The organism is Arthrobacter sp. NPDC080073, assembly GCF_040686575.1.
Taxonomy (GTDB): Bacteria; Actinomycetota; Actinomycetes; order Actinomycetales; family Micrococcaceae; genus Arthrobacter.
The window spans coordinates 45,414-70,228 of the sequence record NZ_JBFBKR010000010.1 but is presented as its reverse complement, the minus strand read 5'-3'; the positions used below and the strand labels follow the sequence as shown (position 1 = coordinate 70,228).

20 protein-coding genes are annotated in these 24,815 nt (G+C 63.9%); 7 read left to right on the top strand and 13 right to left on the bottom strand.

What is annotated here, in order from left to right; translation table 11 throughout:
- From AB0O52_RS13110 to AB0O52_RS13075, 8 genes are all read right to left on the bottom strand, one after another.
- Entirely contained in the window at window positions 1-1,617 is a 1,617-nt protein-coding gene (locus AB0O52_RS13110) for a UDP-N-acetylmuramoyl-L-alanyl-D-glutamate--2,6-diaminopimelate ligase (protein WP_364538173.1), read from the bottom strand.
- A gap of 162 nt (window positions 1,618-1,779) precedes the next feature.
- On the bottom strand, window positions 1,780-3,576 hold the full coding sequence (locus AB0O52_RS13105; RefSeq protein ID WP_364538172.1) for a penicillin-binding protein 2: 1,797 nt from the start codon (window positions 3,574-3,576) through the stop codon (window positions 1,780-1,782).
- Window positions 3,577-3,630: 54 nt separating this feature from the next.
- On the bottom strand, window positions 3,631-4,296 hold the full coding sequence (locus AB0O52_RS13100) for a hypothetical protein (protein ID WP_364538170.1): 666 nt from the start codon (window positions 4,294-4,296) through the stop codon (window positions 3,631-3,633).
- Window positions 4,293-5,291 carry a 16S rRNA (cytosine(1402)-N(4))-methyltransferase RsmH gene (gene rsmH, locus AB0O52_RS13095; protein ID WP_364538168.1) on the bottom strand — a complete coding sequence of 333 codons (999 nt, stop codon included), beginning with the start codon at window positions 5,289-5,291 and terminating at the stop codon, window positions 4,293-4,295. The genes AB0O52_RS13100 and rsmH overlap by 4 nt, the downstream gene beginning before the upstream one ends.
- Window positions 5,292-5,476: 185 nt before the next feature.
- Window positions 5,477-5,908: a division/cell wall cluster transcriptional repressor MraZ gene (mraZ, locus tag AB0O52_RS13090; protein ID WP_059389147.1), complete on the bottom strand. Its 432-nt coding sequence runs from the start codon at window positions 5,906-5,908 to the stop codon at window positions 5,477-5,479.
- Between the two features lie 377 nt (window positions 5,909-6,285).
- On the bottom strand, window positions 6,286-6,651 hold the full coding sequence (locus AB0O52_RS13085; protein ID WP_364538166.1) for a DUF3040 domain-containing protein: 366 nt from the start codon (window positions 6,649-6,651) through the stop codon (window positions 6,286-6,288).
- A gap of 235 nt (window positions 6,652-6,886) precedes the next feature.
- Window positions 6,887-8,089: a DNA polymerase IV gene (gene dinB, locus AB0O52_RS13080; RefSeq protein WP_364538319.1), complete on the bottom strand. Its 1,203-nt coding sequence runs from the start codon at window positions 8,087-8,089 to the stop codon at window positions 6,887-6,889.
- 183 nt (window positions 8,090-8,272) lie between these two features.
- Window positions 8,273-8,536 carry a hypothetical protein gene (locus tag AB0O52_RS13075; RefSeq protein WP_364538164.1) on the bottom strand — a complete coding sequence of 88 codons (264 nt, stop codon included), beginning with the start codon at window positions 8,534-8,536 and terminating at the stop codon, window positions 8,273-8,275.
- Here AB0O52_RS13075 and AB0O52_RS13070 point away from each other — a divergent pair.
- Both AB0O52_RS13070 and AB0O52_RS13065 read left to right on the top strand, forming a co-directional pair.
- On the top strand, window positions 8,514-8,786 hold the full coding sequence (locus AB0O52_RS13070; RefSeq protein ID WP_364538162.1) for a hypothetical protein: 273 nt from the start codon (window positions 8,514-8,516) through the stop codon (window positions 8,784-8,786). The genes AB0O52_RS13075 and AB0O52_RS13070 overlap by 23 nt on opposite strands.
- Window positions 8,783-9,874 carry a polyprenyl synthetase family protein gene (locus AB0O52_RS13065; RefSeq protein ID WP_364538160.1) on the top strand — a complete coding sequence of 364 codons (1,092 nt, stop codon included), beginning with the start codon at window positions 8,783-8,785 and terminating at the stop codon, window positions 9,872-9,874. The genes AB0O52_RS13070 and AB0O52_RS13065 overlap by 4 nt, the downstream gene beginning before the upstream one ends.
- 105 nt (window positions 9,875-9,979) lie before the next feature.
- On the opposite strand, the gene AB0O52_RS13060 is transcribed toward AB0O52_RS13065, so the two are convergent.
- Window positions 9,980-10,333: an Rv2175c family DNA-binding protein gene (locus tag AB0O52_RS13060; protein WP_364538158.1), complete on the bottom strand. Its 354-nt coding sequence runs from the start codon at window positions 10,331-10,333 to the stop codon at window positions 9,980-9,982.
- 224 nt (window positions 10,334-10,557) lie between these two features.
- Here AB0O52_RS13060 and AB0O52_RS13055 point away from each other — a divergent pair, with 224 nt between their 5' ends.
- Both AB0O52_RS13055 and pknB read left to right on the top strand, forming a co-directional pair.
- Window positions 10,558-11,925 (top strand): LysM peptidoglycan-binding domain-containing protein, encoded by a 1,368-nt coding sequence (locus AB0O52_RS13055; protein WP_364538156.1) that lies wholly within the window; start codon window positions 10,558-10,560, stop codon window positions 11,923-11,925.
- Between the two features lie 74 nt (window positions 11,926-11,999).
- Window positions 12,000-14,090 (top strand): Stk1 family PASTA domain-containing Ser/Thr kinase, encoded by a 2,091-nt coding sequence (pknB, locus tag AB0O52_RS13050; RefSeq protein ID WP_364538154.1) that lies wholly within the window; start codon window positions 12,000-12,002, stop codon window positions 14,088-14,090.
- Between the two features lie 94 nt (window positions 14,091-14,184).
- Here the strand turns inward: pknB and AB0O52_RS13045 are convergent, their stop codons facing one another.
- Both AB0O52_RS13045 and AB0O52_RS13040 read right to left on the bottom strand, forming a co-directional pair.
- Complete coding sequence (locus tag AB0O52_RS13045) at window positions 14,185-15,579, bottom strand: class II 3-deoxy-7-phosphoheptulonate synthase (protein ID WP_364538317.1); 1,395 nt, start codon at window positions 15,577-15,579, stop codon at window positions 14,185-14,187.
- A gap of 99 nt (window positions 15,580-15,678) precedes the next feature.
- Complete coding sequence (locus tag AB0O52_RS13040; RefSeq protein WP_364538152.1) at window positions 15,679-16,479, bottom strand: lysophospholipid acyltransferase family protein; 801 nt, start codon at window positions 16,477-16,479, stop codon at window positions 15,679-15,681.
- Window positions 16,480-16,635: 156 nt separating this feature from the next.
- Here AB0O52_RS13040 and AB0O52_RS13035 point away from each other — a divergent pair, with 156 nt between their 5' ends.
- Together AB0O52_RS13035 and AB0O52_RS13030 are read left to right on the top strand one after the other, a co-directional pair.
- On the top strand, window positions 16,636-17,451 hold the full coding sequence (locus AB0O52_RS13035; RefSeq protein WP_364538150.1) for an alpha/beta fold hydrolase: 816 nt from the start codon (window positions 16,636-16,638) through the stop codon (window positions 17,449-17,451).
- On the top strand, window positions 17,444-18,019 hold the full coding sequence (locus tag AB0O52_RS13030) for a hypothetical protein (RefSeq protein WP_364538148.1): 576 nt from the start codon (window positions 17,444-17,446) through the stop codon (window positions 18,017-18,019). Before AB0O52_RS13035 ends, AB0O52_RS13030 begins: the two co-directional genes overlap by 8 nt.
- Here the strand turns inward: AB0O52_RS13030 and AB0O52_RS13025 are convergent.
- Window positions 18,016-19,131, bottom strand: coding sequence for an ROK family glucokinase (locus AB0O52_RS13025; protein WP_364538146.1), 1,116 nt, complete (start codon window positions 19,129-19,131; stop codon window positions 18,016-18,018). The genes AB0O52_RS13030 and AB0O52_RS13025 overlap by 4 nt on opposite strands.
- 208 nt (window positions 19,132-19,339) lie before the next feature.
- On the opposite strand from AB0O52_RS13025, the gene AB0O52_RS13020 reads away from it, so the two are divergent.
- Window positions 19,340-21,151 carry a long-chain fatty acid--CoA ligase gene (locus AB0O52_RS13020; RefSeq protein ID WP_364538144.1) on the top strand — a complete coding sequence of 604 codons (1,812 nt, stop codon included), beginning with the start codon at window positions 19,340-19,342 and terminating at the stop codon, window positions 21,149-21,151.
- A 97-nt stretch (window positions 21,152-21,248) separates the two neighbouring features.
- Here AB0O52_RS13020 and AB0O52_RS13015 read toward each other — a convergent pair whose 3' ends face one another.
- Window positions 21,249-24,644 carry a pyruvate carboxylase gene (locus AB0O52_RS13015; RefSeq protein WP_364538142.1) on the bottom strand — a complete coding sequence of 1,132 codons (3,396 nt, stop codon included), beginning with the start codon at window positions 24,642-24,644 and terminating at the stop codon, window positions 21,249-21,251.
- Window positions 24,645-24,815 lie beyond the last annotated feature (171 nt).

Below are 24,815 nucleotides of genomic sequence, written 5' to 3'. Positions count from 1 at the left end.
CTAGGACTCTATCCGCTCGTCCGTGGAAACTTTGAATCCCCTGGCTGTCAAGGCCGCCCGTAGTTCCACCCGGTCGTCGAGGGCAAGGTTGACGCCCTTCACTTCCTGCCAGACCTCGTGGCCGCGGCCGGCGACCAGGATGGTGTCTTTCTCAGTGGCCAGTTCCACGGCTTGGCGGATGGCGGCGTCCCGCGGGTACGCTTCCACGATCTCGCAGTCCAGGTCCTCCGACTCGCGGGCGGCACGGGCCCCGGCGATGACTTCCGAACGGATCGCCGCTGCGTCTTCGTCATGAGGATCGTCGTCGCTGACGATGACGACGTCGGCTAGCCGGGCGGCTATGGCACCCATGGTCGGCCGCTTGCCCTGGTCGCGCTGGCCTGTAGCGCCGAAAACAACAATCACGCGGGATCCCGGGGTTTGCGGGCGTACGGCCTTCAGGGCCCTCGCCAGCGCGTCCGGATTGTGCGCGAAATCGACAACGGAGGCAGGGGCATCCGAGATCAGCTGCATCCGGCCGGGTACGGAAACGGTGAAGGGATCGTGCGTGTCCAGCGCCGCCTGGAGTGCCGCCGGCTCGATGCCGGAGTCAAGCACCATAATGGTGGCCAGCGCCGCGTTGGCGACGTTGAAGTCCCCCGGCAATCCCGTATGGACGCGCAGGGCCGTTCCGCCGCGTTGGCGCAATTCGAAGTCCGTTCCAAGCCCGCGTGGCTTGGCTGACTCCACCGTCCAGTCAGCGTCGCTCCCCGCCGTGGCCGACAGCGTGGTCACGGGAATTCCCGCCTCATCGGCCAGCAAGCGCCCCCACGGGTCGTCAACGGTCACCACGGCCCGCCGTGCGCGCGCGCTGGTAAACAGCTCCGCCTTGGTCCGGTAGTACTCCTCCATGCTTCCGTGGAGATCAAGGTGGTCCTGTGTCAGGTTGGTGAAGCCGGCAACGTCGAACGTCACGGAGTCGACCCTGTGGAACGACAGGGCATGGGAGGAGACCTCCATGGAAGCAGCCTCCAGCCCGCGTTCACGCATGAGGGCGAGCAAGGCGTGGACGTCCGTCGACTCCGGCGTGGTGAGCAGGCTCGGAATGGCTTCGTCCCCCGCAAGAATCTCGATCGTCCCGATCAGTCCAGGATTCATGCCCAGGGCGCGGAGCAGGGAGTTGATGAAATACGTCGTTGTCGTTTTGCCGTTTGTACCGGTCACCCCGAAAAGCGTGGGCGAACCGCCGTCGAGGGGCTGGCTTCGATAAATGAGGGCGGCGAGGGTCCCGACGGCTGCACGGGGATTGCTGACGATCAGCACGGGAACAGCGAGGTCTTCAAGTGCCAATTGACGCGCGCCGTCTTCATCGGTTACGACGGCCACAGCACCGGCTGCCACCGCTTGGGTGACGAAGTCGGCGCCATGGCGTGTGGCACCGGGCAGCGCCAGGTACAGGTCTCCCGGCTCGACCGTGCGCGAGTTGAGGGACACACCAGTCACCGACGTTTCGCCGGAGTCCGGCGGCAGCGCGATTCCGAGGGACAATGCGATGGCTTCAAGGGGAACAGGCGCCACGACGGCTGGACGGAAGCCTGGTTTGTCCGTAGCCGACGGGTTCCCTGAAGGGATCGACACGGCATCATTCTGCTCTGACAAGGTGGTCTCCGTTGGTACTCGTAAAACTGGCCGCGCGGGAACCCGGGGGCTCCCGCAAACGGCATGGGTGGATCGTAATGTGGCCGGACAGATGCCCACTAAGCTTACTTGGCAAAACTGGGCTGCCTGCCGTCCTGGCCCCTATTTGCCGTATTGGGGAAGCCGCGCTGGAGTGCCCGTGGACGGCGGGACGTTGTAGGTGCGCAGGACCTGGCCCATGACCGAGCGGAAAATCGGCCCCTGGGTGATGCCGTAAATGCTGCCCTTGGGGCGCTGGATTACAACCTCTACGATGAAGCGCGGATTGTCCATGGGCGCCATGCCCACGATGGATGCGGTATAGCCATCGAACCCGGGCAGGCCATCTTCACGGGGCGCCTGGGACGTGCCCGTCTTGGCGCCTACCCGGTATCCGTCAATCGCGGCATCCTTCACTTCGCCCATGGTGACGTTGCTCTCCAGGATGTCCCGCACCTGCTGCGCGGTGTCCTTGGTCACGACTTGCCGGGAATCCTTGGCAGGCACTTTCTCCTCCACCCCGTCAGCTCCGACGTAGCCGTCAATCAGCCGCGGTTGCAGCATCACGCCGTCGTTGGCCACGCTTTGGTACGCACGGACGGTCTGCAGCGTGGACTGGGAAACACCTTGGCCGAACAACACGGTGTACTGCTGGCGGTCATCCCATTGATCTGGCTTGGCCAGGATGCCTGAGGTTTCGGCGGGAAGACCAATGTCCGGAGCTTGGCCGATGCCGAAGCGCGTCAGGTAGTCGTAGCGCTGTTGCTTGCTCAGGCGGCTGCCGATCATCACGGTACCCGTGTTCATCGAATAGCCAAGGATGCCGGCAAGGGTCCTCTGCTCGGTTCCATGGTCGAACGCATCGGTGAAAGTCTGACCGTCGATGGTCAAAGCCGGTGGAATGGTGACGGTGTCCAATGGGCTGGACTTTCCTTCATTGATCGCTGCGGACGCCGTGATCATCTTCTCCACCGAACCGGGCTCGTAGGCAGCCGTCACGGACCGTACGCCGCGGTCCGCAGCCGCTACCTTGCCGGGGTCGTTGGGATCCGGTGCGTTGGTGTCCGCCATCGCGATGAGGTTCCCGGTTTTGATGTCCTCGACGACGATTGATCCCCACTCGGCATTGAGCTGGTTGACCTGGGTCTGGATGGCCTGCTGCGCAAAGTACTGGATGTCCGTGTTCAGCGTCAGCTTGACGTCTTTGCCGTTGACGGCCGGGGTCAGAAGGTCGGTTGCCACAGGGATACGAAGACCGTCGGCGCCGATCTCAAACACGCGCTTGCCGTCTTTGCCGCGGAGCAGCTCGTCCTGGGTCTGCTCAAGGCCTGCCTGGCCCGTGGTGCCGTCTTTGAGGAAGCCGACTATCCCACCAGCCACGCTGCCGTTGGGATAGACGCGCTTGCTGATGCCCTCGGAGACGATACCCGGGATGTGCAGTTGGGCTATCCGGTCCTCGACGTCCGGCTTCACTTCCTTGGCCACGATGTTGTACTTCTTCACGCCGGTCACGGCTTGTGTGACCTGCCCGACGTCCATCCCGAGGGCGCTGGCAAGCTCTGCTATCCCCTGGGACCTGGAGATCGTATCGATGGCTTGGGTCTGGGAGTTGAAACGAGGAAACTGATCGGTGTTGGTGTTGACCGTTTGGTCCACCACGATGTTGTAGCGGATCACGCTGCTGGCGAGAACCGTGCCGTTGGCGTCAAGGATCTTGCCTCGTTCGGCGGGCAGGATCGTGGTTGTCAGCCGGTTGTTGTAGGCCGCCTCGGCCAGGCCACCGACGTCCAGCCCCTGGACGAGGAACAACTTGCCCCCGACCACCAGCAACAGCGTCAGCATGACCCCGAGGCCGAGGCGCAGGCGCTTCTTCGCCGCCGGCGTTCTCTTGTTCTTCGATTTGCCGGTTTTCTGCACCACGTCGATTCCTTGCTGCTTGCCTTGCTGGTTACCTGAAATCAGGTCGGCTGGACGTTACTGCCCTGGTACCTTCTGCGGTGGAGCCGGGACCGAACCACCGTGGAGATCCACAGCCGGCGGCTTGGGTGCCGCAGGAACCGCGGGCGCCTGCGGTTTGGCCGGTGTCGAGTCGGCGGCCCCGTTCGGCTTGCGGCTGTCCAGTGAATCATTCTTGGCGGGTGCGGACGGAGCGACGCTGGACTGGCCTGCAACCGCAGGAGGAGCGATGACGGCACCGGGATTCTGTCCCTTGGTTGCCGGCGTGGCTTTTCCTGTGACCGTCAGGTTGTCCAGATCGATCTGGCCCGTGGCAGTGGAAGCTACCATTCCCAATTCTGCGGCCTTGGCGGCAAGATTCTGGGGAGCTTGGTAGTTCTGGACCTGCTGTGTCAGGTCCTGGTTCTGTTTGGTCAAGGACGCAGCGTCGTTCCTGAGCTTCACAAGGTCGTATTGGGCCGTGGAAACGGAGATGTTGAGCACCAGGACAGTCAGCAAGGCGGCCGCCAGCACGCCGAAGCAAAAGACGACGAACGGAGTCCGTCGTCGTCCGGGAACACTTTGTACGAGCGAGAGCGGCGTCCGCGCCTTGCGCGTCGTGTCGCGCTCCGGTCCCTGGGCGGGCAGGGCACGCGCAGTGTTCCCCACTGTGGTCGGCAGGATCTTCGCGGCAGCGGTGCTCATGCTGTTCTCCTCGCTTTGATGCGTTCCACGGCCCGCAGGCGGGCAGATGCCGCACGCGGGTTTTCGGCGATTTCTTCAGGGGTAGGCACTTCCGTGCCCTTGGTCAGGATCTTGAATTCCGGCTTATGTTCTTCCAGCTCCACAGGGAAGCCGAGCGGTGCCGAGGACTTGGACCGGGACTGGAAGACCGACTTGACGATCTTGTCTTCGAGTGAGTGGTACGACATCACCACTACCCGTCCGCCCATTGCCGAGGCTGCAAGGGCCGCAGGAACTGCCCTCTCCAGGACATCGAGTTCCTCGTTGACTTCGATCCGCAGGGCCTGGAAAGTCCGTTTTGCCGGATGTCCGCCGGACTTTGCGGCCGCAGCGGGAACAACGCCCCGGATCTGCTCGACGAGTTCCCCGGTGGTGGCGAATGGCTTGGCGACCCTCGCCGTGACGATGCGGTTCGCGATCCTGCCGGCAAACTTTTCCTCGCCCCACTTGCGGATAATCCGCACGAGGTCTTCTTCGGAATAGTTGTTGACTACGTCGGCGGCAGTCTGGCCGCGGCTGGTGTCCATCCGCATATCCAGCGGCGCGTCGTAGGAGTAGGCAAAGCCGCGCTCCCGCTCGTCCAGTTGGAGGGAAGAGACACCCAGATCCATGAGGATGCCGTGCACCTCCGGGATGCCCAGGTCGGCAAGCACATCTTCGATTTCGTCATAAACGGCATGTACCAGGTCAGTGCGGGCCGCGAACGGTTGCAGGCGCTCCCCAGCGAGGGCCAGGGCCTCTTCGTCCCGGTCGATACCAACAAGGTGCAGATCGGGGAACCGCTGCAGCATCGCTTCGGAGTGGCCACCCATTCCCAATGTGGCGTCGATGACGACGGGCGTTTCGCCTCGGCTGCGGGCGGCCTCAAAACCTGGTGCCAACAAATTGATGCACCGGTCCTTCAGGACCGGTACATGTCGCTCCGAGGTTGGTTTTGGCGCGTCTTGCTCCTCCATGCGGCCTCCTCAGAGCTGAATTGTTCATCTGTCAGTTTCGTGCTGAGCGGTCGCTTCTTGGGCCGGATCCCCATCCGCGCCTATCGCATCGTCTGCCTGGCTCCGGGGAAGGTGAGCCAGGAAAACAATGTGATGGGCGGCTGGAGATCCCGTCCAAGAAGCATTGCTGCTTCCTGTGCCGGTTTCTAAATGAAACCGGGAAGGTTGTCGTCGTCGGTCTCCGAGAAGGCGGCTTCCTTCTCGGCCAGGTACTCATCCCAAGCCTGGGCGTCCCAGATCTCTGCACGGGTTCCGGCGCCGATGACCGCCAATTCCCGCTCAAGACCTGCGTAGCTCCGGAGCGCCGGCGGAATCGTCACGCGCCCCTGCTTGTCAGGCACCTCGTCAGAGGCTCCGGACAGGAAAACCCTGATGTAGTCACGTGACTGCTTGGAGGAGATGGGGGCCTCCCGCATGGATTCGTGAATACGTTCGAATTCCCGCTGGCTGAAGACGTAGATGCAACGTTCCTGGCCCCTTGTGAGGACCAAGCCGTCAGCAAGTTCCTCGCGGAACTTGGCGGGAAGGATGATCCGGCCCTTTTCGTCCAGACGCGGTGAATGCGTGCCAAGAAACACTGGCCCACCGCCCCGTCTGTAAAGGTGCCCGTACCTGCCCCACGCCGCCACTACCCTCTTACTTGCTCCACTTTACTCCACAAGCCCCCACAGTCAACGCAATCCGGCGTGTTTCTGCCCCACTTTCGTATGCGGGAGCCTGAAAACATGCGGCTCCCGGGGGTGGTTGGTGGTGGAGGAGACTTTGCGGCGGCGCTCCAAGGAGGCGCACGACGGCGGCTCGCCAGCCCCGCCTACAGGCTCGCGGGGTGCGGCGAACGTGGCGTTAAATGCGAAAAGACCCGGGATTCGGGTCTTTTCGCAATCAGGTCAGAGCCTGGTGGTGCAATGTGGAGGACTCGGCATCCGTCTGGAGTACAAGCCCCTGGATGGAGCGTTCAGCTCTCCTCGCCGCGGCGGCGCTCGTCCCAGCGTTCCTCAAGGTTGCTCATGAATGAGTTCCTTGCCTTGCCCGGCTTGGCACTCTTCGACTTCCCGCCGGCTGCCCTTCTCAGGGTGGCGAAGTAAACGCCGGCGCCCATCACGATGAAGCCCAGCACCCCAAGGAAGATGTTCTGCAGGGACACACCTACCAACAACAAGAGAATCCCGACGATAGTGCCGAGAACGCCAATAACGATGTGCCTGGTCGACCATGAGCGAATGGGGTCAGAGCCCATTGAATTGGCAAACTTTGGATCGTCCTCATGCAGTTGCTTCTCGAGTTGCTCGAGTAGCTTCTGTTCGTGCTCCGAGAGGGGCATCGCGACCTCCTTTAGTCGGCCAGCGTCTGGATACGCCGCGGCCGTTGCCTCTTGTTCCTTGAACGGACAAACCCAAAAAAGGGTTCCCGAAGACCGGGTCTTGTGAACACGGTCTCACGGAACAGACGCAACATGGCAATTTATCCAGACGGTCTAAATCTGTGTATCTCTAGGATAGTTTGTTGTCCGCTGTTCTGAAAGACACGCCGGAGGGCATGCGAGGGCTCTTCGAAGCCTATGGAGAGCCCGGCCCGTCCGGCTGCGCCTGCGGCTCCAAAAGCGTCGCAGGAAGGACGGTCTTGCTGCCGAATCGCTCGGTGACACGGTCAAGCGCCTGTTCAGCCGCCCGCCAGTTGTCGTCCCTGCGATCGAAGCTTAACTGCAGCGAGGTGTGTTCCGCCGGTTCGAGCTGCTCAGCCCGTACTCCTACAAGGCGCACGCTCATGGGGCGCTCCCCCAAGGACGCCAGCAACTGGCTTGCCACCTGATAGATCATCTGGGCGCTGTCCACCGGCGTGTGCATTGTCTTGCTTCGGCTGATTGTCGAAAAATCCGCATAACGCAGCTTCAGCGCGATGGTCCGGGCCAGCATTCCGGCTGTCCGCAGCCGTGAAGCGGTTCGGTGGGAGAGCCTGAGCAACTCGCGGTGCAGGAGCGCGTCATCCGGGGTGTCAATAGCGAACGTTTCCTCGGAACCGATGCTCTTTTCGAGGCGGGTGGGCGTGACCGGCCGCGGATCCATGCCCATAGACAATCGGTGGACGTGCTCGCCTGAAGCTCCAAGGACCTTTTTCAAGGAAGAAAGCGGGGTGGCCGCCACGTCGGCCACGGTACGGATCCCCAGCCTGGCGAGGACATCGGCGGTCTTGGCCCCGACTCCCCACAAAGCGTTCACGGGCAGGCTGTGCAAATAGGCTACGGTCTGCCCTTCCTCAATAAGGAGCAGTCCGTCGGGTTTGCAGCGTGTAGAAGCAATTTTGGCAACGAACTTGTTGGCGGCTATTCCGACAGACGCAGTGATTCCCAGCTCCGACGCAACACGGCGCCGGATCAAACGGCCGATCTGGAGGGGCGGACCAAGCCTCCTGATGGCGCCTCCCACATCAAGGAAAGCTTCGTCGACGCTCAAGGGCTCCACGAGTTCCGTTATCGATTCGAAGATGCCCATCAACTGCGCGGACACCTCGTAGTAGAGGCTGTGGCGGGGCTCGATGATGACCGCGTTGGGACACATCCGCATGGCGTTGGCCATGGGCATGGCGGACTTCACGCCCAACGCGCGGGCTTCGTAGGACGCGGACAGCACAACCGAGCGATCCACCGGGAAGCCCACGATGACGGGTTTTCCCTTGAGTTCGGGCCGGGTGCGCAATTCCACCGAGACAAAGAAGGCATCCATGTCCACGTGGAGGATGCTGGTGCGCCGCAGTTCCCGCAGAGCATCGGGATCCGGGGCGAATTCCTGTCCGGGGCCCCGCCCGTTGTTCTCTGCTTGTGGTCTCACAAGGAAATCCTATGCCGCGGCACTGGTTACTGGTGCCAGCGTCCGGCGCCCTAAACTGGAGGCAGCATCCGGCGTCGTCCCCCAGGAGGAAATCCCTGTGAAGCTCTTTGGAAAGCCTCAACCCGTCAGCCTGGCCTTGTTGGCCACGGGCGTCGCGTTGACCATCTCGGCGTGCGGGTCGTCCCCGGCAAGCACGGCATCCCAAGGGGCGGCGCCAACATCGTCCGGGACGGCCACTGCCTCGGCAAGTCCGGCGCCGGGCCCAACTTCCACGGGGTCCGCGGGAGCTTCGGCGGCGGTCGGCGCCTTGGTCCCGGGATTCCCCCAGCAACTGATTCCACTGATGCCCAAGGCAGCCGTGGAATCCAGCAGTTTCGACAAGAACTCCTCTCCGGCGTCGGTGGCCCTTGTCGGGAACATTGCGTCGCCGCCGGACGAAGTAGTGGCCTTTTATACCTCCGCGCTCACGGCGCAGGGCTTTAAGGAAGTCCCCGGCAGCACTGTCGGAAGTATCAAATCAAAGGATTTCCTCCGCGGCGACAATGAAACGGTGAATATCTCGGTGGTGGAAACCGCAGGCAAATCCACGTTCACCATCGGTGCCAACGTGGCCGCCGGGTCAATCAAGTGACCACGGAGAGCCTGGGTTCGGAACAGAGCCGTTTTGTGGCCGATGTCGCCGCCAAACTGAACGGTTTCCTTGGGGTGCAACAAGAAACCATGGCCACCATCTCCCCCGATGTCGCCCCGCTCATGGGCTCAATCACAAGCCTCGTGACAGGTGGCAAACGGCTCAGGGCACTGATGTGCTACTGGGGTTGGCGAGGTGCCGGAGGCGAGTCCGCACACCCCGACATCATCACTGCCGGTTGCGCTTTGGAACTCTTCCAGGCTGCAGCCCTGATTCACGACGACATCATCGACCGCTCCGACACACGGCGCGGCGGCCCAAGCGTCCACAGGCGGTTCAGCCAGCTCCATGAGGGCCAAGGCTGGGCCCTGGACAGCGAACGCTTCGGGCATGCGGCCGCGATTCTCACCGGAGACCTTTGCTTGTCCTTCAGCGAGGAGGCGTTCACGGAGATTGGCGGCAGGGCTGCTTCCGGCACAACCGCACGGCGGATCTTCAACCTGATGCGGGCCGAGGTCATGGCCGGCCAATACCTGGACATCCTGGAGGAAGTTGCGGGCCCGGTGCGGGACCGCGCGGGTGCCGTCCACCGCGCCCAGTCCATCATCCGTTTCAAGTCGGCGAAGTATTCAACGGAACACCCCTTGGCCTTGGGGGGCGCCTTGGCCGGCGCCAGCGAAGAGCTCCTGCAGGGCTATTCCGCCTTCGCGTTGCCCCTCGGCGAGGCATTCCAGTTGCGCGACGACGTTCTGGGAGTGTTCGGAGACCCGGGGACCACAGGAAAACCCGCGGGAGATGACCTCCGCGAAGGCAAGCGGACCGTGCTGGTGGGCTTCGCCATCAACCAGGCGGGGACTGCTGATTCGAGCTACATCGATACCATGCTCGGAAGGCCGGACCTTGGCGAGGCCGAGGTTGCCGAGATCCGGCGGATCATCGTGGATTGCGGCGCGCTCGAAGCCACGGAATCGATGATCGAGGAACTCAGCAATGAGGCTTTCGAGGCCTTGGAACGCCTCCCCCTGGCTGAACTCCCGCTTACCGCGCTCAGGCAGCTGGCCGAAGCCGCCGTCAGCCGCGCCGCGTGAACTCTTGGATAAATCCAGGTTAAGGGCAGTCTAAATACCTGCTTAAATACGGTGGTGGCGATCAGCATTGCTGATCGCCACCACCGTATTTAAGGCAGGAGTCCCTTACCAGGCAAGTGATTGAGCCCTGCGTCGGATTTCAGTTTTGCGCCCTTCACGGAGCGCGTCGACAGGGCGGCCACGCAGCGACTCGTCCGGAGTGAAAAGCCACGCGATGAGCTCCTCATCCGTGTACCCGGCATCGCCAAGCACTGCGATGGTGCCCTTCAGGCTATCCACCACATGACCGTCCTGGATAAAGAGGGCAGGAATCGAACGGATGCGGCGTTCGCCCACTCTCACAGCCACCACTGCACGCTCATCCAGAAGACCGTGGACCTTGGTGATTGAAACGTTCAGCAGCTCTGCCACATCGGGCAGCGGCAGCCATTCGGAAACGAGGCTTTCTACATTACTCACGGATCAAGATTGCCACGACCGCGCGCTTTGCGCCTAGCCGGACGGACGGTAAGGGCGGAATTTGTGCCCCCGAATTGCCCGGGAATCGAATGCGCCGGGATTTCTTGTGCGGAATCGAAAAATGTGAGAGATTCACATTGATCACATTTGCATCACTACTAACTTTAGTAACACTGGCAACAGCGGTATTCCCAACATCCGCTGCTGAGATGAGGATTGCTCCCATGACGACGCCCCGCTCGCCCAAGAAGACAACGAGCATGCCCATAATGGCGGCCACCACGGCGGCCCTGCCCGCCGTCATGCTCTCTTCATTGGCGCTCGCCCAGCCGGCAACAGCGCTTCCGGCGGTACAAACCCAGAAGATCCCCGCATCGCTGGCTGCGGCCATCCAGGCCCGGGCCGCCGCTATGTCCGCAAACGTCATTCCCGCCTCTGCGGTTGCCGCGACCATCCCGGCTGCCATGCAGCCCATGGCACCGGCGGCTCCGGCCACGTACACCATCGTCCGGGGCGATACCATCAGCGGCATCGCGGCCCGCTACGGGCTGGACACCAACACCGTCCTGAAGCTCAACGGGCTCTCGGGCAACACCATCATCTACCCGGGACAGCAGATCAAGTTGTCCGGTTCCGCAGCGGCTCCCGCGCCGAGCCCGGCACCCGGCACGTCCTCGTCGGCTGCCAGCTACACAGTCGTATCCGGCGATACCCTGAGCGGCATTGCCGCCCGCCACGGCGTCGCGCTGTCCGACGTCTTCACTTGGAACGGCCTCAACGGCCGGTCCATCATCTATCCCGGACAGAAGATCAAGGTCGGCCCGGGAACGAACGCACCGGCCCCGGCGGCACCGGCTCCCGCTGCACTGGTCCCTGCATCCGCGCCGGCGGCGCCGGCAGCACCGGCACTTGCCAACACCGGCTCGTACACCATCAAGTCCGGTGACACCCTGGGCGGCATCGCGTCACGCATTGGTGTGTCCCTGTCATCGCTGCTCTCGGCGAACAAGCTGTCCGTGAGCACCATCATTTATCCGGGGCAGAAGCTCGCCATTCCGGGTGCTCCTGCGGCCTCGGCTCCGGCTCCGGCTCCGGTCAGCACCCCCTTGGTTCCGAGCACGTTCCTGGGCTACACCTACCCGGAAGCCGTGGTCAGTTCAGCCAACGCGAACAAGGCGCTGCTCAATGCGTCCCCGGTTCCCAGCACCGCCCAGATGAAGGGGATCGTAGCCGATACCGCGCGCCGAATGGGCGTAGACCCGTCCTTGGCCATGGCGTTCGCCTACCAGGAATCCGGTTTCAACCAGCGTGCGGTCTCTCCTGCCAACGCCATCGGCACCATGCAGGTGATTCCCTCCTCCGGCGAATGGGCTTCCCAACTGGTGGGACGCAAGCTCAACCTCTTGGACCCGTATGACAACGTGACTGCCGGCGTCGCCATCATCCGGGCCCTCGTCAACACCAGCAAGGATCTGAACACGGCCATCGCGGGCTACTACCAGGGCCAGTACTCGGTCAGCAAGCACGGCATGTACGACGACACCAAGGCCTACGTCGCCTCGATCCTGGCCCTCAAGAAGAACTTCAGCTAAATCGCTTCGCACACAACACGGGCCCGGATCGTATGCCGATTCGGGCCCGTGTTTTGCTCAACTAAGATCGAAGGGTGCAGGAACAAGTTTCGGACCAACTCCTCGGATCCCTCGTGGACGGGCGCTACCTGGTGCGATCGCGCCTCGCGAACGGCGGAATGTCAACCGTCTATCTCGCCACGGACGAGCGTCTCGACCGCGACGTGGCGCTCAAAGTGCTGCATCCGCACCTGGCCAATGACCAAAATTTCCTGGACCGCCTCCAACGCGAGGCCCGGGCCGCGGCCAGCCTTTCCCACCCACACGTCGTAGGTGTCCTCGACCAGGGACAGGACGGCCACATTGCGTACATCGTGATGGAGTACATCAAGGGCCACACTCTTCGTGACGTCCTCAACGAAAAGGCAGCGCTTCCGCCCCGGCTGGCCTTCGCACTGATCGATCCGGTCATCGAAGGGCTCGCCGCCGCCCACGCGGCGGGGCTGATCCACCGCGACGTGAAACCCGAGAACGTCCTGATTGCAGACGACGGCCGCATCAAGGTGGGCGACTTCGGACTGGCCCGGGCGGTCACGGCGACAACCAGCACCGGCGCCCTGATCGGCACAGTCGCGTATCTGGCTCCCGAGCTGGTCCTCGGCAAACCCGCGGACGCCAGGAGCGACATCTACTCCACCGGCATCATGCTTTACGAAATGCTTACCGGCGGCCAACCCTTCGCGGGCGATGTTCCCATCCAGGTTGCCTACCAGCACGTCAACGCGGCCGTCGCTCCGCCGTCGCTCGCGGTGCCCGGCCTTGCCGCGGACGTGGACGAACTCGTCCAGTGGTGCACGGCGAAGGAACCTGAAGAGCGTCCCGTGGACGGATCCGCGCTCTTGTCCGAACTGCGGCATATCCGCACAACCTTGAGCGACGCACAACTGGACATCAATCCGCCGGCCGCCAGGGCGGCAACGCCCGACGGGCAACGGGAAGCGGACGGGGCAACCGCCGTAGTCGCCCCCTTCAATGCCGAACGTACGGAGCCCCTGGAACGGATCGGCCGCCCGACCGAGATTATCTCAAGCCAGCGCAATCCAACCAGGGTGCTTCCGCCGTCGGGGTTCTCCCCCGGCGCCGCGGCTTTCGACGTCCAGGTGCCACAGGACCGGGAACACCGGACGCCGGCGGGCGCCCCACCGAGCAAACGCGACATCAAGCGGATGGAGCGCCAGGAGGAAAAGGACCGCGCGCGGGCCGCGGCCACGCCGTCGCGCTCCTTGCGGGAAGGCAACCCGCGCCGCCGGGCAGTGATCTGGACGATTGTCGTGATTGTGCTGGCGATCCTGGCCACCGCGGCCGGCTGGTTCTTCGGCATGGGGCCCGGCTCGCCCGGAACCATACCGGACACCAGGAACAAGACGGTCGCGGAGGCACAGCAACTGCTCAGGACCGCCGGCTTCCAATCCGAGCCGAAAGACGTGTTCGACGACGAAGTCACGGCAGGGTTGGCGGTTGGAACGGAACCCGCATCCGGCCAGGTGGTCCGCAAGTTCCAAACCGTGTCGCTCTTCGTCTCGAAGGGTCCGCAGTTGTTTCCGCTTACCGCGATGTCGGGCATGACACTCGACCAGGCAAAGAACGCCCTTGGCGCGGCCGGAATGACCCTCGGCAACGTCACGGAGCAGTTTGACGACAAGGTGCCTTCAGGCACGGTCATCTCCCAGTCCCCGGCCCAGGACACCCCGGTCCGGCACGGCACGCCGGTGGCTTTGGTGGTTTCCAAGGGACCCCAGCCCCTCCCGGTACCGGATGTCCGCGGCATGACCCAGCAAGCAGCGGTCAAAGCGATCAACGACGCCGGATTGACCGCGAAAATTGCGCCGGAACCCGTCAACGACAAAAAGGTCCCCGCGGGAGCGGTGGTCAGCCAGACCCCTGACAGCGGCACCTTGTTCCGCGGCGACTCCGTCACGTTGACCCTGTCCAAGGGGCCGAAGATGGTGCACGTGCCCAACTTCATCGGCAAGCAGGCGGACGCTGCCCGCAAAGCCTTGGAACAGCTCGGATTCGACGTCAAGATCAACAACATCCTGGGCGGCTTCTTCGGCACTGTCCGCGACCAGAACCCCGTGGACAGCGATGCGCCGGAGGGCTCCGTCGTCACCTTGACTGTCGTGTAGGACGTCTGAATACAGGAAAGGCGATCCGGAATGCTCCGGATCGCCTTTCCTGTATTCAGGCCTTCACGCAGGATCGCCTGCTCGCGGGATGGGACTAGCGCTTGGTGAGGGCTCCAGCCACGAGGAACGCCATCTCGAGGGACTGCATGTGGTTCAGGCGGGGATCGCACACTGACTCGTAGCGGTCCAGGAAGGCATCCTGGTCAATGGGATCGGCGCCACCAAGGCATTCCGCGACGTCATCGCCGGTCATTTCCATGTGCAGGCCACCAGGTACCGTGCCCAGGGCGTGGTGGACTTCGAAGAACCCGCGGACCTCGTCCACGACGTCGTCGAAGTTGCGGGTCTTGTACCCGTTGGGCGACGTGACGGTGTTCCCGTGCATGGGGTCCGTGACCCAAAGGATCTGCGCGCCGGAGGCCGTGACCTTTTCGACGACGGCGGGCAGCTTCTCGCGGATGTTCTTGGCACCCATCCGGGTTATGAAGGTGAGGCGGCCGGGCTCGCGGTTCGGGTCCAGCTTGTCAATGAGCCGCAACGCGTCGTCTCCGGAGGTCCCGGGACCGAGCTTGACGCCGATCGGGTTGCGCACGCGGGACAGGAAGTCCACGTGCGCATGGTCGAGCTCACGCGTGCGCTCACCGATCCAGAGGAAGTGCCCGGAGGTATCGTAGGGAAGTCCCGTGCGGGAGTCGATGCGCGTCAGGGCACGCTCGTAGTCCAGCAGGAGCGCCTCGTGGCTCGCGAAGAACTCCACGCGCTTGAGGGCTTCGAAATCGGCACCGCAGGACGCCATGAACTTGATGGCCCGGTCGATGTCCCTCGCCAAGGACTCGTAGCGGGCATGGGCCGGGTTTTCGGTGAAGCCCTTGTTCCAGAGGTGCACCAGCCGGAGATCGGCGAAGCCGCCCTGCGTGAAGGCGCGGATGAGGTTCAGTGTGGAAGCCGAGGTGTGGTAGGCCTTCAGCATGCGGCTCGCGTCGTGGGCGCGGGACTCCGGGGTGAAGTCGTAGCCGTTGACGATGTCGCCGCGGTACGCAGGCAAGGTCACGCCGTCGCGGGTTTCCTCGTTCGAGGACCGCGGCTTGGCGAACTGGCCCGCCATGCGGCCCATCTTGATGACGGGCATGGCCGCACCATAGGTGAGGACAACGGCCATCTGCAGGATGGTGCGGACCCTGGCACTGATCTTGTCAGCTGTGGCGTCCTCGAAGGTTTCGGCGCAGTCGCCGCCTTGGAGCAGGAATGCCTTGCCCTGGGCTGCGGCGGCCAAACGCTCGCGCAATATGTCGACTTCGCCCGCGAAGACCAGCGGAGGAAGCACGGAGAGTTCCTTGACGGAGGCGTCGAAGACGCCCCTGTCGGTCCAGGTGGGTTGCTGCGAGATAGGCAGCTGGCGCCAATCGTCCAAGCCGGGATAGTTCGCCGCGCCACTTTGCGCGGTGCTGGTCAGGGGGCTGCCCAGGGAACTGTTCAGGGGGCCGGTCATGGACGGTGCGGGGTTCGCGGATAGCTCAGTCACTCTCCAAGACTAGTTGCCTTGCCCGCTGTTCGGGGCACGGCTTCCGTAACCCTTATTCGCCGGCCGTCACACTTTCCCGGCCACCGCACCGCCGCCGTCCGGTTCCGGACCGTTGCCGGACGGATGCCTGCCCTCCTCGCCGGCGCCGGCTGCATTCGCTTCGCTTCCGCCCGCCGGCTCCGGAAGCTGCCCGGCCAGCCGCTGCTTGACGACGGCGGCGTATTCGTCCACGTATTCCTGCCCCGAGAGCCGCATGAGTTCGTACATGATTTCGTCGGTCACGGCGCGTTGGACGGAGCGGTCTTCTTCTTGGCCGTAGTACCGGCTGAAATCCAATGGTTGACCGAAGATGATCCCGATCCGGCGGATGGTGGGCAAACGCTTACCGATGGGTTGGACTTTCTCGGTGCCTATCATCGCTACGGGAACAACGGGCACCCGGGTTTGGAGTGCAAGCTTGGCGACCCCTACTTTGCCTCGGTACAGCTTGGCATCGGGGCTGCGGGTGCCTTCCGGGTAGATGCCCAGCAGGCCGCCGGCGGCCAGGACGTCCCTGCCGGCCTGCAAGGACAACTCGGACGCGGCCCCGCCCGAACGGTCCATCGGCAACTGGTTGGTGAGCCGGAAGAACATGGCCGTAAGCCTGCCTTTGAGCCCGGTTCCCGTGAAGTACTCGGATTTGGCCAGGAAACTGACGCGCCGGGGCACCATCACCGGCATGAAGATCGAGTCTGAAAAGGACAAATGATTGGAAGCGAGAATCGCGGCGCCATCGTGGGGAACATTGTCGAGGCCCTTGACCCAGGGGCGGAACAGCAATTTGAGAAGCGGACCCAAAAAGATCCGTTTCATGACCCAATAGAACACGTTGGTTCCTCTCCGGGGCGGCGTCTGCAAGGCGTCCGGACGGTCCCGGCCCGCATTCAGAAGCCACCATACTCCAGTGAGAAATGTCCCGAACAGTGACACGATGGACTCAACACGGAAAGCAGTGCCGCCAACTTCAGTAGCCTCGGAGTCATCATGAACACTCTCCCCGATCCCTCGCCATACGCGAGCGACTTCACCGGTAGTGGACCCAGCATCGGCGTGGTGATGAGCCACGGCTTCACGGGCAGCCCGCACAGCATGCGCCCCTGGGCCGAGTACCTGGCCGCGGAAGGCTACGCTGTCCGCCTCCCCCTGCTTCCAGGCCATGGGACCACGTGGCAGGACATGGCCACGCGGCGCTGGCAGGAGTGGCACCGTGCGGTGGATGCGGCATATCTCGAGCTCCAGTCCGAGTGCGACTTCGTCTTCGCCGCCGGCTTGTCGATGGGCGGGACATTGGCTCTCCGGATCGCGGCGACGCGGCCGGTGGCCGGTACCGTCGTCGTCAATCCGGGACTCGTGATCGATGATCCCCGTGCCGCCGTGGTCGGCGTCCTCAAGCACGTCATGAAATCCACCCCGGCGATTGCCAACGACATCCTCAAACCCGGCATGGATGAGGGAGCGTACCCCAGGACACCGGTCGCCGCCGCCCATGAGTTGAAAAAAATGTACCGGGACACCGTCACCCTGCTCCCCCGGATTTCCGCACCGGTGCTCGTCTTCCGTTCCTCCGTGGACCACGTGGTTTCGGATCGAAGCGTCAGGCAGCTGAAGGAGCGGGTCACTGCTTCCATGGAGTTCAGCACCTTGGAGAACAGCTACCACGTGGCCACGCTGGACAACGATGCCTTGGAGATTTTCCGAGGCTCGGTCGAGTTCATCAGGAGAACGATGGCAGGACTGACAAGCAGTTCCGCCCCTGCCGGCCAGTCCGCCGCCGAGCTTCGGGATTCACCCAATGAATAGGCCAGGGCCCGACTCCCCCGACCAGAGCGCCAACAAAGACGACGACGCGGTCTGGCTCGATTTGGTGGCACGGCTTGAGTCGATGCCTTCCTCCGCCCTCGACGAGGCGCCGACGGCCGAGGAGCCCGGCAGCGGTGCCGGAACAGAGCCGGGGCCAGGTCCGGACGACGTTCCAGGCCGCTCATCGTCCCGTTCCTTCCAAGACTTCGACCCTCTTGGATTGTCTGGAGTTTCAAAAAGAAGCGCTGCGGAAGAACCTGCGGGCAACGGGGACGGCAGCAGGGACGGCAGCGGAGCCACCGGACCGCGTGACTACGACGTCGAGGACGAGAACGGCTTCGTCCCGGAGGACCCGCCGAGCCTGGCCGGTACCGAACCCCTGACCATGCTCGCCTGGATCGGGGCCGTGGGCGGCCCGCTTGCCCTGCTGTTCACCGCGATGTTCTGGCGTTCGGCGCCGCTCCTGGCAGTGATGGGAATCCTGGCGACCTTTCTGGCCTCAGTGGTTTACCTCATCATGAAGCTGCCCCAGGAAAAAGACGAGAACGACGACGGCGCCCGCGTCTAGCCGCGTGCCCTGCCGCTGACCCGGGACAGGTCGGCAGCGCCGATCATCCCCGCCCGCGGTCCCAGCGCGGCAAGCTTGATGGCGGCCGCGGGACGGAAACCACGGCCGGTGAGGTTCCGGGTAAATGCTGCCCGCGCAGGGCCCACAAGAAGCTCACCGGCGTCGCACAACCCACCGCCGATAACGAACGTCCCCGGATCGAGCGCGGCCGCCAGGTTCGCGAGGCCGAGCCCGAGCCAGTGCCCCACTTCTTCCAAGAGCTCCCTCGAGGCGGAGTCTCCGGCTTTTGCCTGCTCCGTCACGGTAACGCCCGTGATGTTCTCAGCCGAGCCTCCGGCCGCCTTGAGCAGTTCGTAGGCAACCGGTGAATTCCGCAAGGCCAGCTCCCGGGCCTCCCTGCCGAGCGCGTTGCCGGACGCATATTGCTCCCAGCAGCCGCGGTTTCCGCATTCGCAGCGGTGGCCGCCGGGCACCACGATCTGGTGTCCGAACTCCCCCGCCACGCCGAAACGCCCCCGCTCCACCCGTCCGTCCATGACCATGGCGCCACCGATGCCGGTGCCGAGCGTGATGCAGACAAGGCGGCTCTCCCCTTGTCCCGCGCCGAAGCGCCATTCAGCCCAGGCGGCAGCGTCGGCGTCGTTGGTGACGAGTACCGGGCGCCTCAGCAGGCTCTGCAGGTTTTCGCGGAGCGGCTCGTTACGCCAGGCGAGATGCGGGCTGAACAGCACGGTACCGCCGTCGAGATCCATCCAACCGGCCGCGCCGATTCCCACAGAGGCAATCCGGTGGCTTCTGCCCAGTTCCTGGACAAGGTCGACGATCACCCGCTCCACTGCCCGGGCGTCATTGCCCGGAGTGGAGCGCCGCGCTTCCTCGACCACGCGGCCCGAGGGATCAACAACTCCTGCTGCCACCTTTGTGCCGCCGATGTCGATCCCGATTGCCAGCCCCCTCCGGCCAAGATGGGAGCGGCGCGCGGCCCATGGCACCGACTCCCAGCGCGGGCCGCCGTGCGTGGAGCCGGGGCGCCGGCCGCTTGACGCCGAACCGGACCAGGAAATCTTCCGAACTCCTGCCGGCATCTGGTCGTTGGATGAATTCAGAGGCATGTCGCCCATCCTATTCCGAGAGCCGCATATGTACTGACATGCTGGCCCTGCGGACGGAGCCGCCGCACCTCTGCATTGGCGGAACCGCGCGCTTCACGTAAAGTTACTCATCAGTAACTTGAGTAAGGTGAATTGCGACACACCCATTACTTGGCCGTATAGAGTTAGAGCAGCCCCGCAATGGTCTGTTGATATCGAAGGAGCTATCGTGCGTGAATTCAGTGTTCCGCCCCTGGTGAATGTTGCCCCCGAAACCAACATCACGGACCTCGTGGTTCGTCAGGCCGCCGAGCCATCCAACCCGGCACTGTTTGCCAAGCTCAACGGCGATGGCCAATGGCAGGACATCCGGGCAAAAGACTTCCTCCAGGACGTATCGGCCCTGGCCAAAGGACTGATCGCGAACGGCGTTGGTGTGGGCGACCGCGTGGGCATCATGTCCAGGACCCGCTACGAATGGTCCCTCGTCGACTTCGCCGTCTGGTTTGCAGGCGGCATTTCCGTGCCGATCTATGAAACGTCATCGCCGTCGCAAGTGGCCTGGAACCTAGGCGACTCCGGCGCAGTCGCGGCATTCGCTGAGTCTTCGCACCACGAGGACGTAATCCGCCAAGCGGTCACCGCCGAAGGCCTCGGATCAGTCGCCCATGTCTGGCAGCTTGAAGGCGGCGGCCTTGACGCCCTTCGCAAGGCCGGCAGCGGCGTCAGCGACGAGGAACTCGAAGCGCGCCGCAGCAGCGCAGAACTGGCCGACGTCGCCACGATCATCTACACCTCCGGCACCACGGGGCGCCCCAAGGGCTGCGAACTCACGCACGGCAACTTCGTGGAGCTCTCGGAGAATGCTTTGGCCTCCCTCGGCGACGTCGTCAACGAGAACGCCAAGACCATCATGTTCCTCCCGCTGGCCCACGTCTTTGCCCGTTTCATCTCGGTCCTGGCCGTCGCTGCCGGCGCCCAGGTGGCACACACGCCCGATATCAAGAACCTGCTGGCCGACCTGCAGAGCTTCCAGCCGACCTTCATCCTGGCTGTTCCACGTGTCTTCGAGAAGGTCTTCAACTCGGCCCTCACGAAAGCGGAGGACAGTGGCAAGGGTGCCATCTTCCACAAGGCGGTGGACACGGCGATCGCCTACTCGAGGGCACAGCAGTCGGGCTCCGTCGGCTTGGTGCTGAGGCTCAAGCACGCCGTATTCGACCGTTTGGTGTACGGGAAGCTCCGCGCAGCCATGGGTGGCCACGTCAGCCACGCCGTCTCCGGTGGCGGCCCCCTCGGCGAACGGCTTGGTCATTTCTTCCACGGCATCGGCTTGCAGATCCTGGAAGGCTACGGACTTACGGAGACCACCGCACCCATTTCAGTCAACACCCCGTCCCTGATCAAGATCGGCACGGTGGGGGCCCCGCTCCCCGGCAATGCGGTCAAGATCGCCGACGACGGCGAAATCCTCGCCAAAGGCGTCTGCGTCATGAAGGGCTACTTCAAACGGGACGACCTCGCCGCGGAAACCTTCGTGGACGGGTGGTTCCGCACAGGTGACATCGGCGAACTGGACGAACAAGGTTTCCTCAAGATCACCGGCCGCAAAAAGGAAATCATCGTCACGGCCAGCGGCAAGAACGTCGTGCCTGCACTGCTGGAGGACCAGATCCGTGCGGACGCCCTGGTGTCCCAGGTCCTTGTCATCGGCGACAACCGGCCCTTCATCGGCGCGCTGGTCACCCTCGACGAGGAAGCCCTCCCCGGCTGGTTGGAGCGCCACGGCCTTCCCGCGTCCACGACGACGGCGGCCGCCGCGGACAACGCCCTCGTCCGGGCAGCCGTCCAGGAACTGATCAGCCACGCCAACCAGTCCGTCTCCCATGCGGAAGCGATCAAGTCGTTCCGGATTGTGCCGTCCGACTTCACCGAGGCTTCCGGCCACCTCACGCCGTCCTTGAAGGTCAAGCGCGCCCAGGTCATGAAGGACTTCGATGCAGTGATCGAGGAAATGTATTCGGCGCCCAAGGCGTCCTGACCCACCCCGCCGGACGCATCCGGAAACCAAAGAAGGAAGGTCCCGGGCTAACAGCCCGGGACCTTCCTTCATGTGTGCTCCACAGAGGAGCGGGCCGCTAGCCGACCACGATCAACAGATCGCCGCCCTGGACCTGCTCCACGTTGTTGATGGCGACGCGGGAGACGGTACCGGCTACCGGCGTCGTGATGGATGCTTCCATCTTCATCGCCTCAATGGTGGCGACAGTATCGCCGGCCTTGACGGTGTCGCCGGCCTTGACTGTCAGGGTCACGGCACCGGCGAACGGCGCTGCGACGTGGCCGGGCTGGGACGCATCCGCTTTCTCCGCGGCCTTCACGTTGCTGACCACAGACTTGTCGCGGACGACCACAGGGCGCGACTGGCCGTTGAGCTTGCACATGACGGTACGCATGCCCTTTTCGTCGGGCTCCGAGACTGCTTCCAGGGAGGCGATCAGCCGCACGCCCTTTTCGAGCTCCATGACGTGTTCGGCACCGAGCTGGAGACCGTACAGGTAGTCGCGGGTGTCAAGCACCGACAGATTGCCGTAAGTGTCCACGCTCTTGAGGTAGTCCTTGGTGGGGCCCTCGAACAAGAGCCGGTTCAGGGTCCTCTGGCGGGTCTTGGAATCGCCCTTGAGCGCTGAACTGTCTTCTGCGCTCAGCTCGACGTCGCGGACCTTGATGCTGCGGCCCTGGAGTGCCTTCGTGCGGAACGGCTCCGGCCATCCTCCCGGAGGATCTCCCAGTTCACCCGACAGGAAGCCGATGACGGAGTCCGGGATGTCGTAGTTCTGCGGGTTCTCGTTGAAGTCCGCAGGATCTGCATGGATTCCCACGAGGTGCAGCGCGAGGTCGCCAACCACCTTGGACGACGGCGTCACCTTGACCAAGTGGCCCAAGATGCGGTCCGCGGCGGTGTACATGTCCTCAATGGCCTCGAAACGCTCGCCAAGGCCCAGCGCGATGGCCTGCTGGCGCAGGTTGGACAGCTGGCCACCGGGGATTTCGTGCTGGTAGACCCGGCCTGTAGGGCCGGGAAGCCCGGACTCGAACGGCGCGTAGACCCTGCGGACCGCTTCCCAGTAGGGCTCCAGGGAGCTGACGCTGGCCAGGCTGAGCCCGGTGTCGCGCGGGGTGTGTGCCAAGGCGGCCACAAGGGCCGACGCCGATGGCTGGCTCGTCGTACCGGCCAGGGACGCTGAAGCGACGTCCACGGCATCCACGCCGGCATCCACGGCCGCCAGCAGGGTTGCCAGTTGGCCGCCTGCGGTGTCGTGGGTGTGCAAGTGGACCGGAAGGTCGAAGCGTTCACGCAAGGCGCTGACAAGCTTGGCTGCGGCTGCCGGACGAAGGAGGCCGGCCATGTCCTTGATGGCGAGGATGTGCGCACCGGCGTCGACGATCTTCTGGGCGAGGTCCAGGTAGTAGTCGAGGGTGTACAGGTTCTCGTTCGGGTCGAGGAGATCGCCGGTGTAGCAGAGTGCCACCTCCGCTACCGCTGTGCCGGTGGCCCGCACTGCCCGGATGGCCGGAGCCATCTGGTTCACGTCGTTGAGGGCGTCGAAGATGCGGAAGATGTCGATGCCCGTTGCCGCCGCCTCGTTGACGAATGCTTCGGTGACTTCCTCGGGGTAGGGCGTGTACCCGACGGTGTTGCGGCCGCGGAGCAGCATCTGCAGGCAGATATTCGGCAGGGCCTTGCGCAGGGCGGCCAGCCGGTCCCACGGATCCTCGCCGAGGAAGCGCAGGGCGACGTCGTAGGTTGCACCGCCCCAGGCTTCTACCGAGAGCAGTTCGGGCAGCAGCGCGGAGACCGCCGGGCCGGCCGCGACGAGGTCGCGGGTCCGGACACGCGTTGCGAGCAGCGACTGGTGGGCGTCGCGGAAAGTGGTGTCCGTGATGGCCACGGCCTGCTGCTCGCGCAGCGCCTTCGCGAAGCCTTCGGGTCCCAACTCCTGCAGCCTCTGGCGCGAGCCGGCCGGGGCAACGATCCCTGCAAGCGAGGGGAGCTTGGATGCGGGGTCGGTGTGGACCTTGAGTTCGCCGTTGGGCTTGTTGACCGTCACATCGGCCAACCAGGTCAGCAGTTTGGTTCCACGGTCCGCGGAGACGTGGGACTTCAGCAGCTCAGGGCGCTTGTCGATGAAGTCGGTCGCCACGTTGCCCGCAATGAAGTCCGGGTCGGCAAGGACGGCTTGGAGGAACGGGATGTTGGTGGACACGCCACGGATCCGGAACTCGGCAAGGCCGCGCCGGGCGCGGGCCACCGCGGCCGGGTAGTCGCGTCCGCGGCAGGTCAGCTTGACCAGCATAGAGTCGAAGTGGGGGCTGATCTCGGCACCCGAGTAGACCGTGCCGCCGTCAAGACGGACGCCCGCACCGCCCGCGGAACGGTAGCCGGTGATCCTTCCGACGTCAGGCCGGAAGCCGTTGGCGGGATCTTCCGTGGTGATGCGGCACTGCAGGGCGGCACCCTTGATGGATACGGACTCCTGGCTCAAACCGAGGTCTGCGAGGGTCTCCCCCGAAGCGATACGCATCTGTGCCTGGACGAGGTCCACGTCCGTGATTTCCTCGGTGACGGTGTGCTCAACCTGGATGCGGGGGTTCATCTCGATGAAGACGTGCTGGCCGGCCCGCTCGCCCTCGGTGTCCACGAGGAACTCGACCGTTCCGGCGTTGACGTAGTTCAGTGCCTTCGCGAAAGCGACGGCATCCCGGTAAAGGGCCTGGCGGATGGAATCGTCCAGGTTGGGGGCGGGAGCGATTTCCACGACCTTCTGGTGGCGGCGCTGCAGGGAGCAGTCGCGCTCAAAGAGGTGCATGACATTGCCCTCGGCATCGGCCAGGATCTGGACCTCGATGTGGCGGGGGCGCAGCACTGCCTGCTCCAGGAACATGGTGGGATCGCCGAACGCAGCGTCCGCCTCGCGCATGGCCGACTGGAGCGCTTCCGGAAGGTCCTCGCGGGTCTCCACCCGGCGCATGCCGCGGCCACCGCCACCGGCGACGGCCTTGGCGAAGATCGGGAATCCCACCTCGTCCGCCGCGGCAATGAGCTCGTCGATGTCGCGGGAAGGCGCGCTGGACTTCAAGACCGGCACGCCGGCCTTTCGGGCGGCTTCGAGTGCGGCGACCTTGTTGCCGGCGAGCTCCAGCACCTCAGCCGGCGGGCCGATAAACGTGATGCCTGCCTCTTGGGCCGCCCGGGCGAGGTCCGGGTTTTCGGACAGGAACCCGTAGCCCGGGTAGATTGCGTCAGCACCCGCTTCTTTGGCGACACGGACGATTTCGTCCACGTCCAGGTAAGCACGGACCGGATGACCTTCCTGTCCGATCAGGTAGGCCTCATCAGCCTTCTGCCGGTGGATCGAGTTGCGATCCTCATACGGGAAGACCGCTACGGTCTTGGCGCCCAGTTCATAGCTAGCGCGGAAGGCCCTGATCGCGATTTCGCCGCGATTAGCCACCAGAATCTTGGAAAACATGCTTCTCCTGCATCATTGCGGGTGTAACGGTCGGTGGTCACAGTGTGTAAGACCTCCATACCCAAACACAAATCTTTGTGGTGACAGTCACACGGAGATTCGTCACGAGCAGTGTACCTTCGCGCACGGTGCACTTTCACGTGCTAAAAGACGATCGAGTATCAGGCGGCC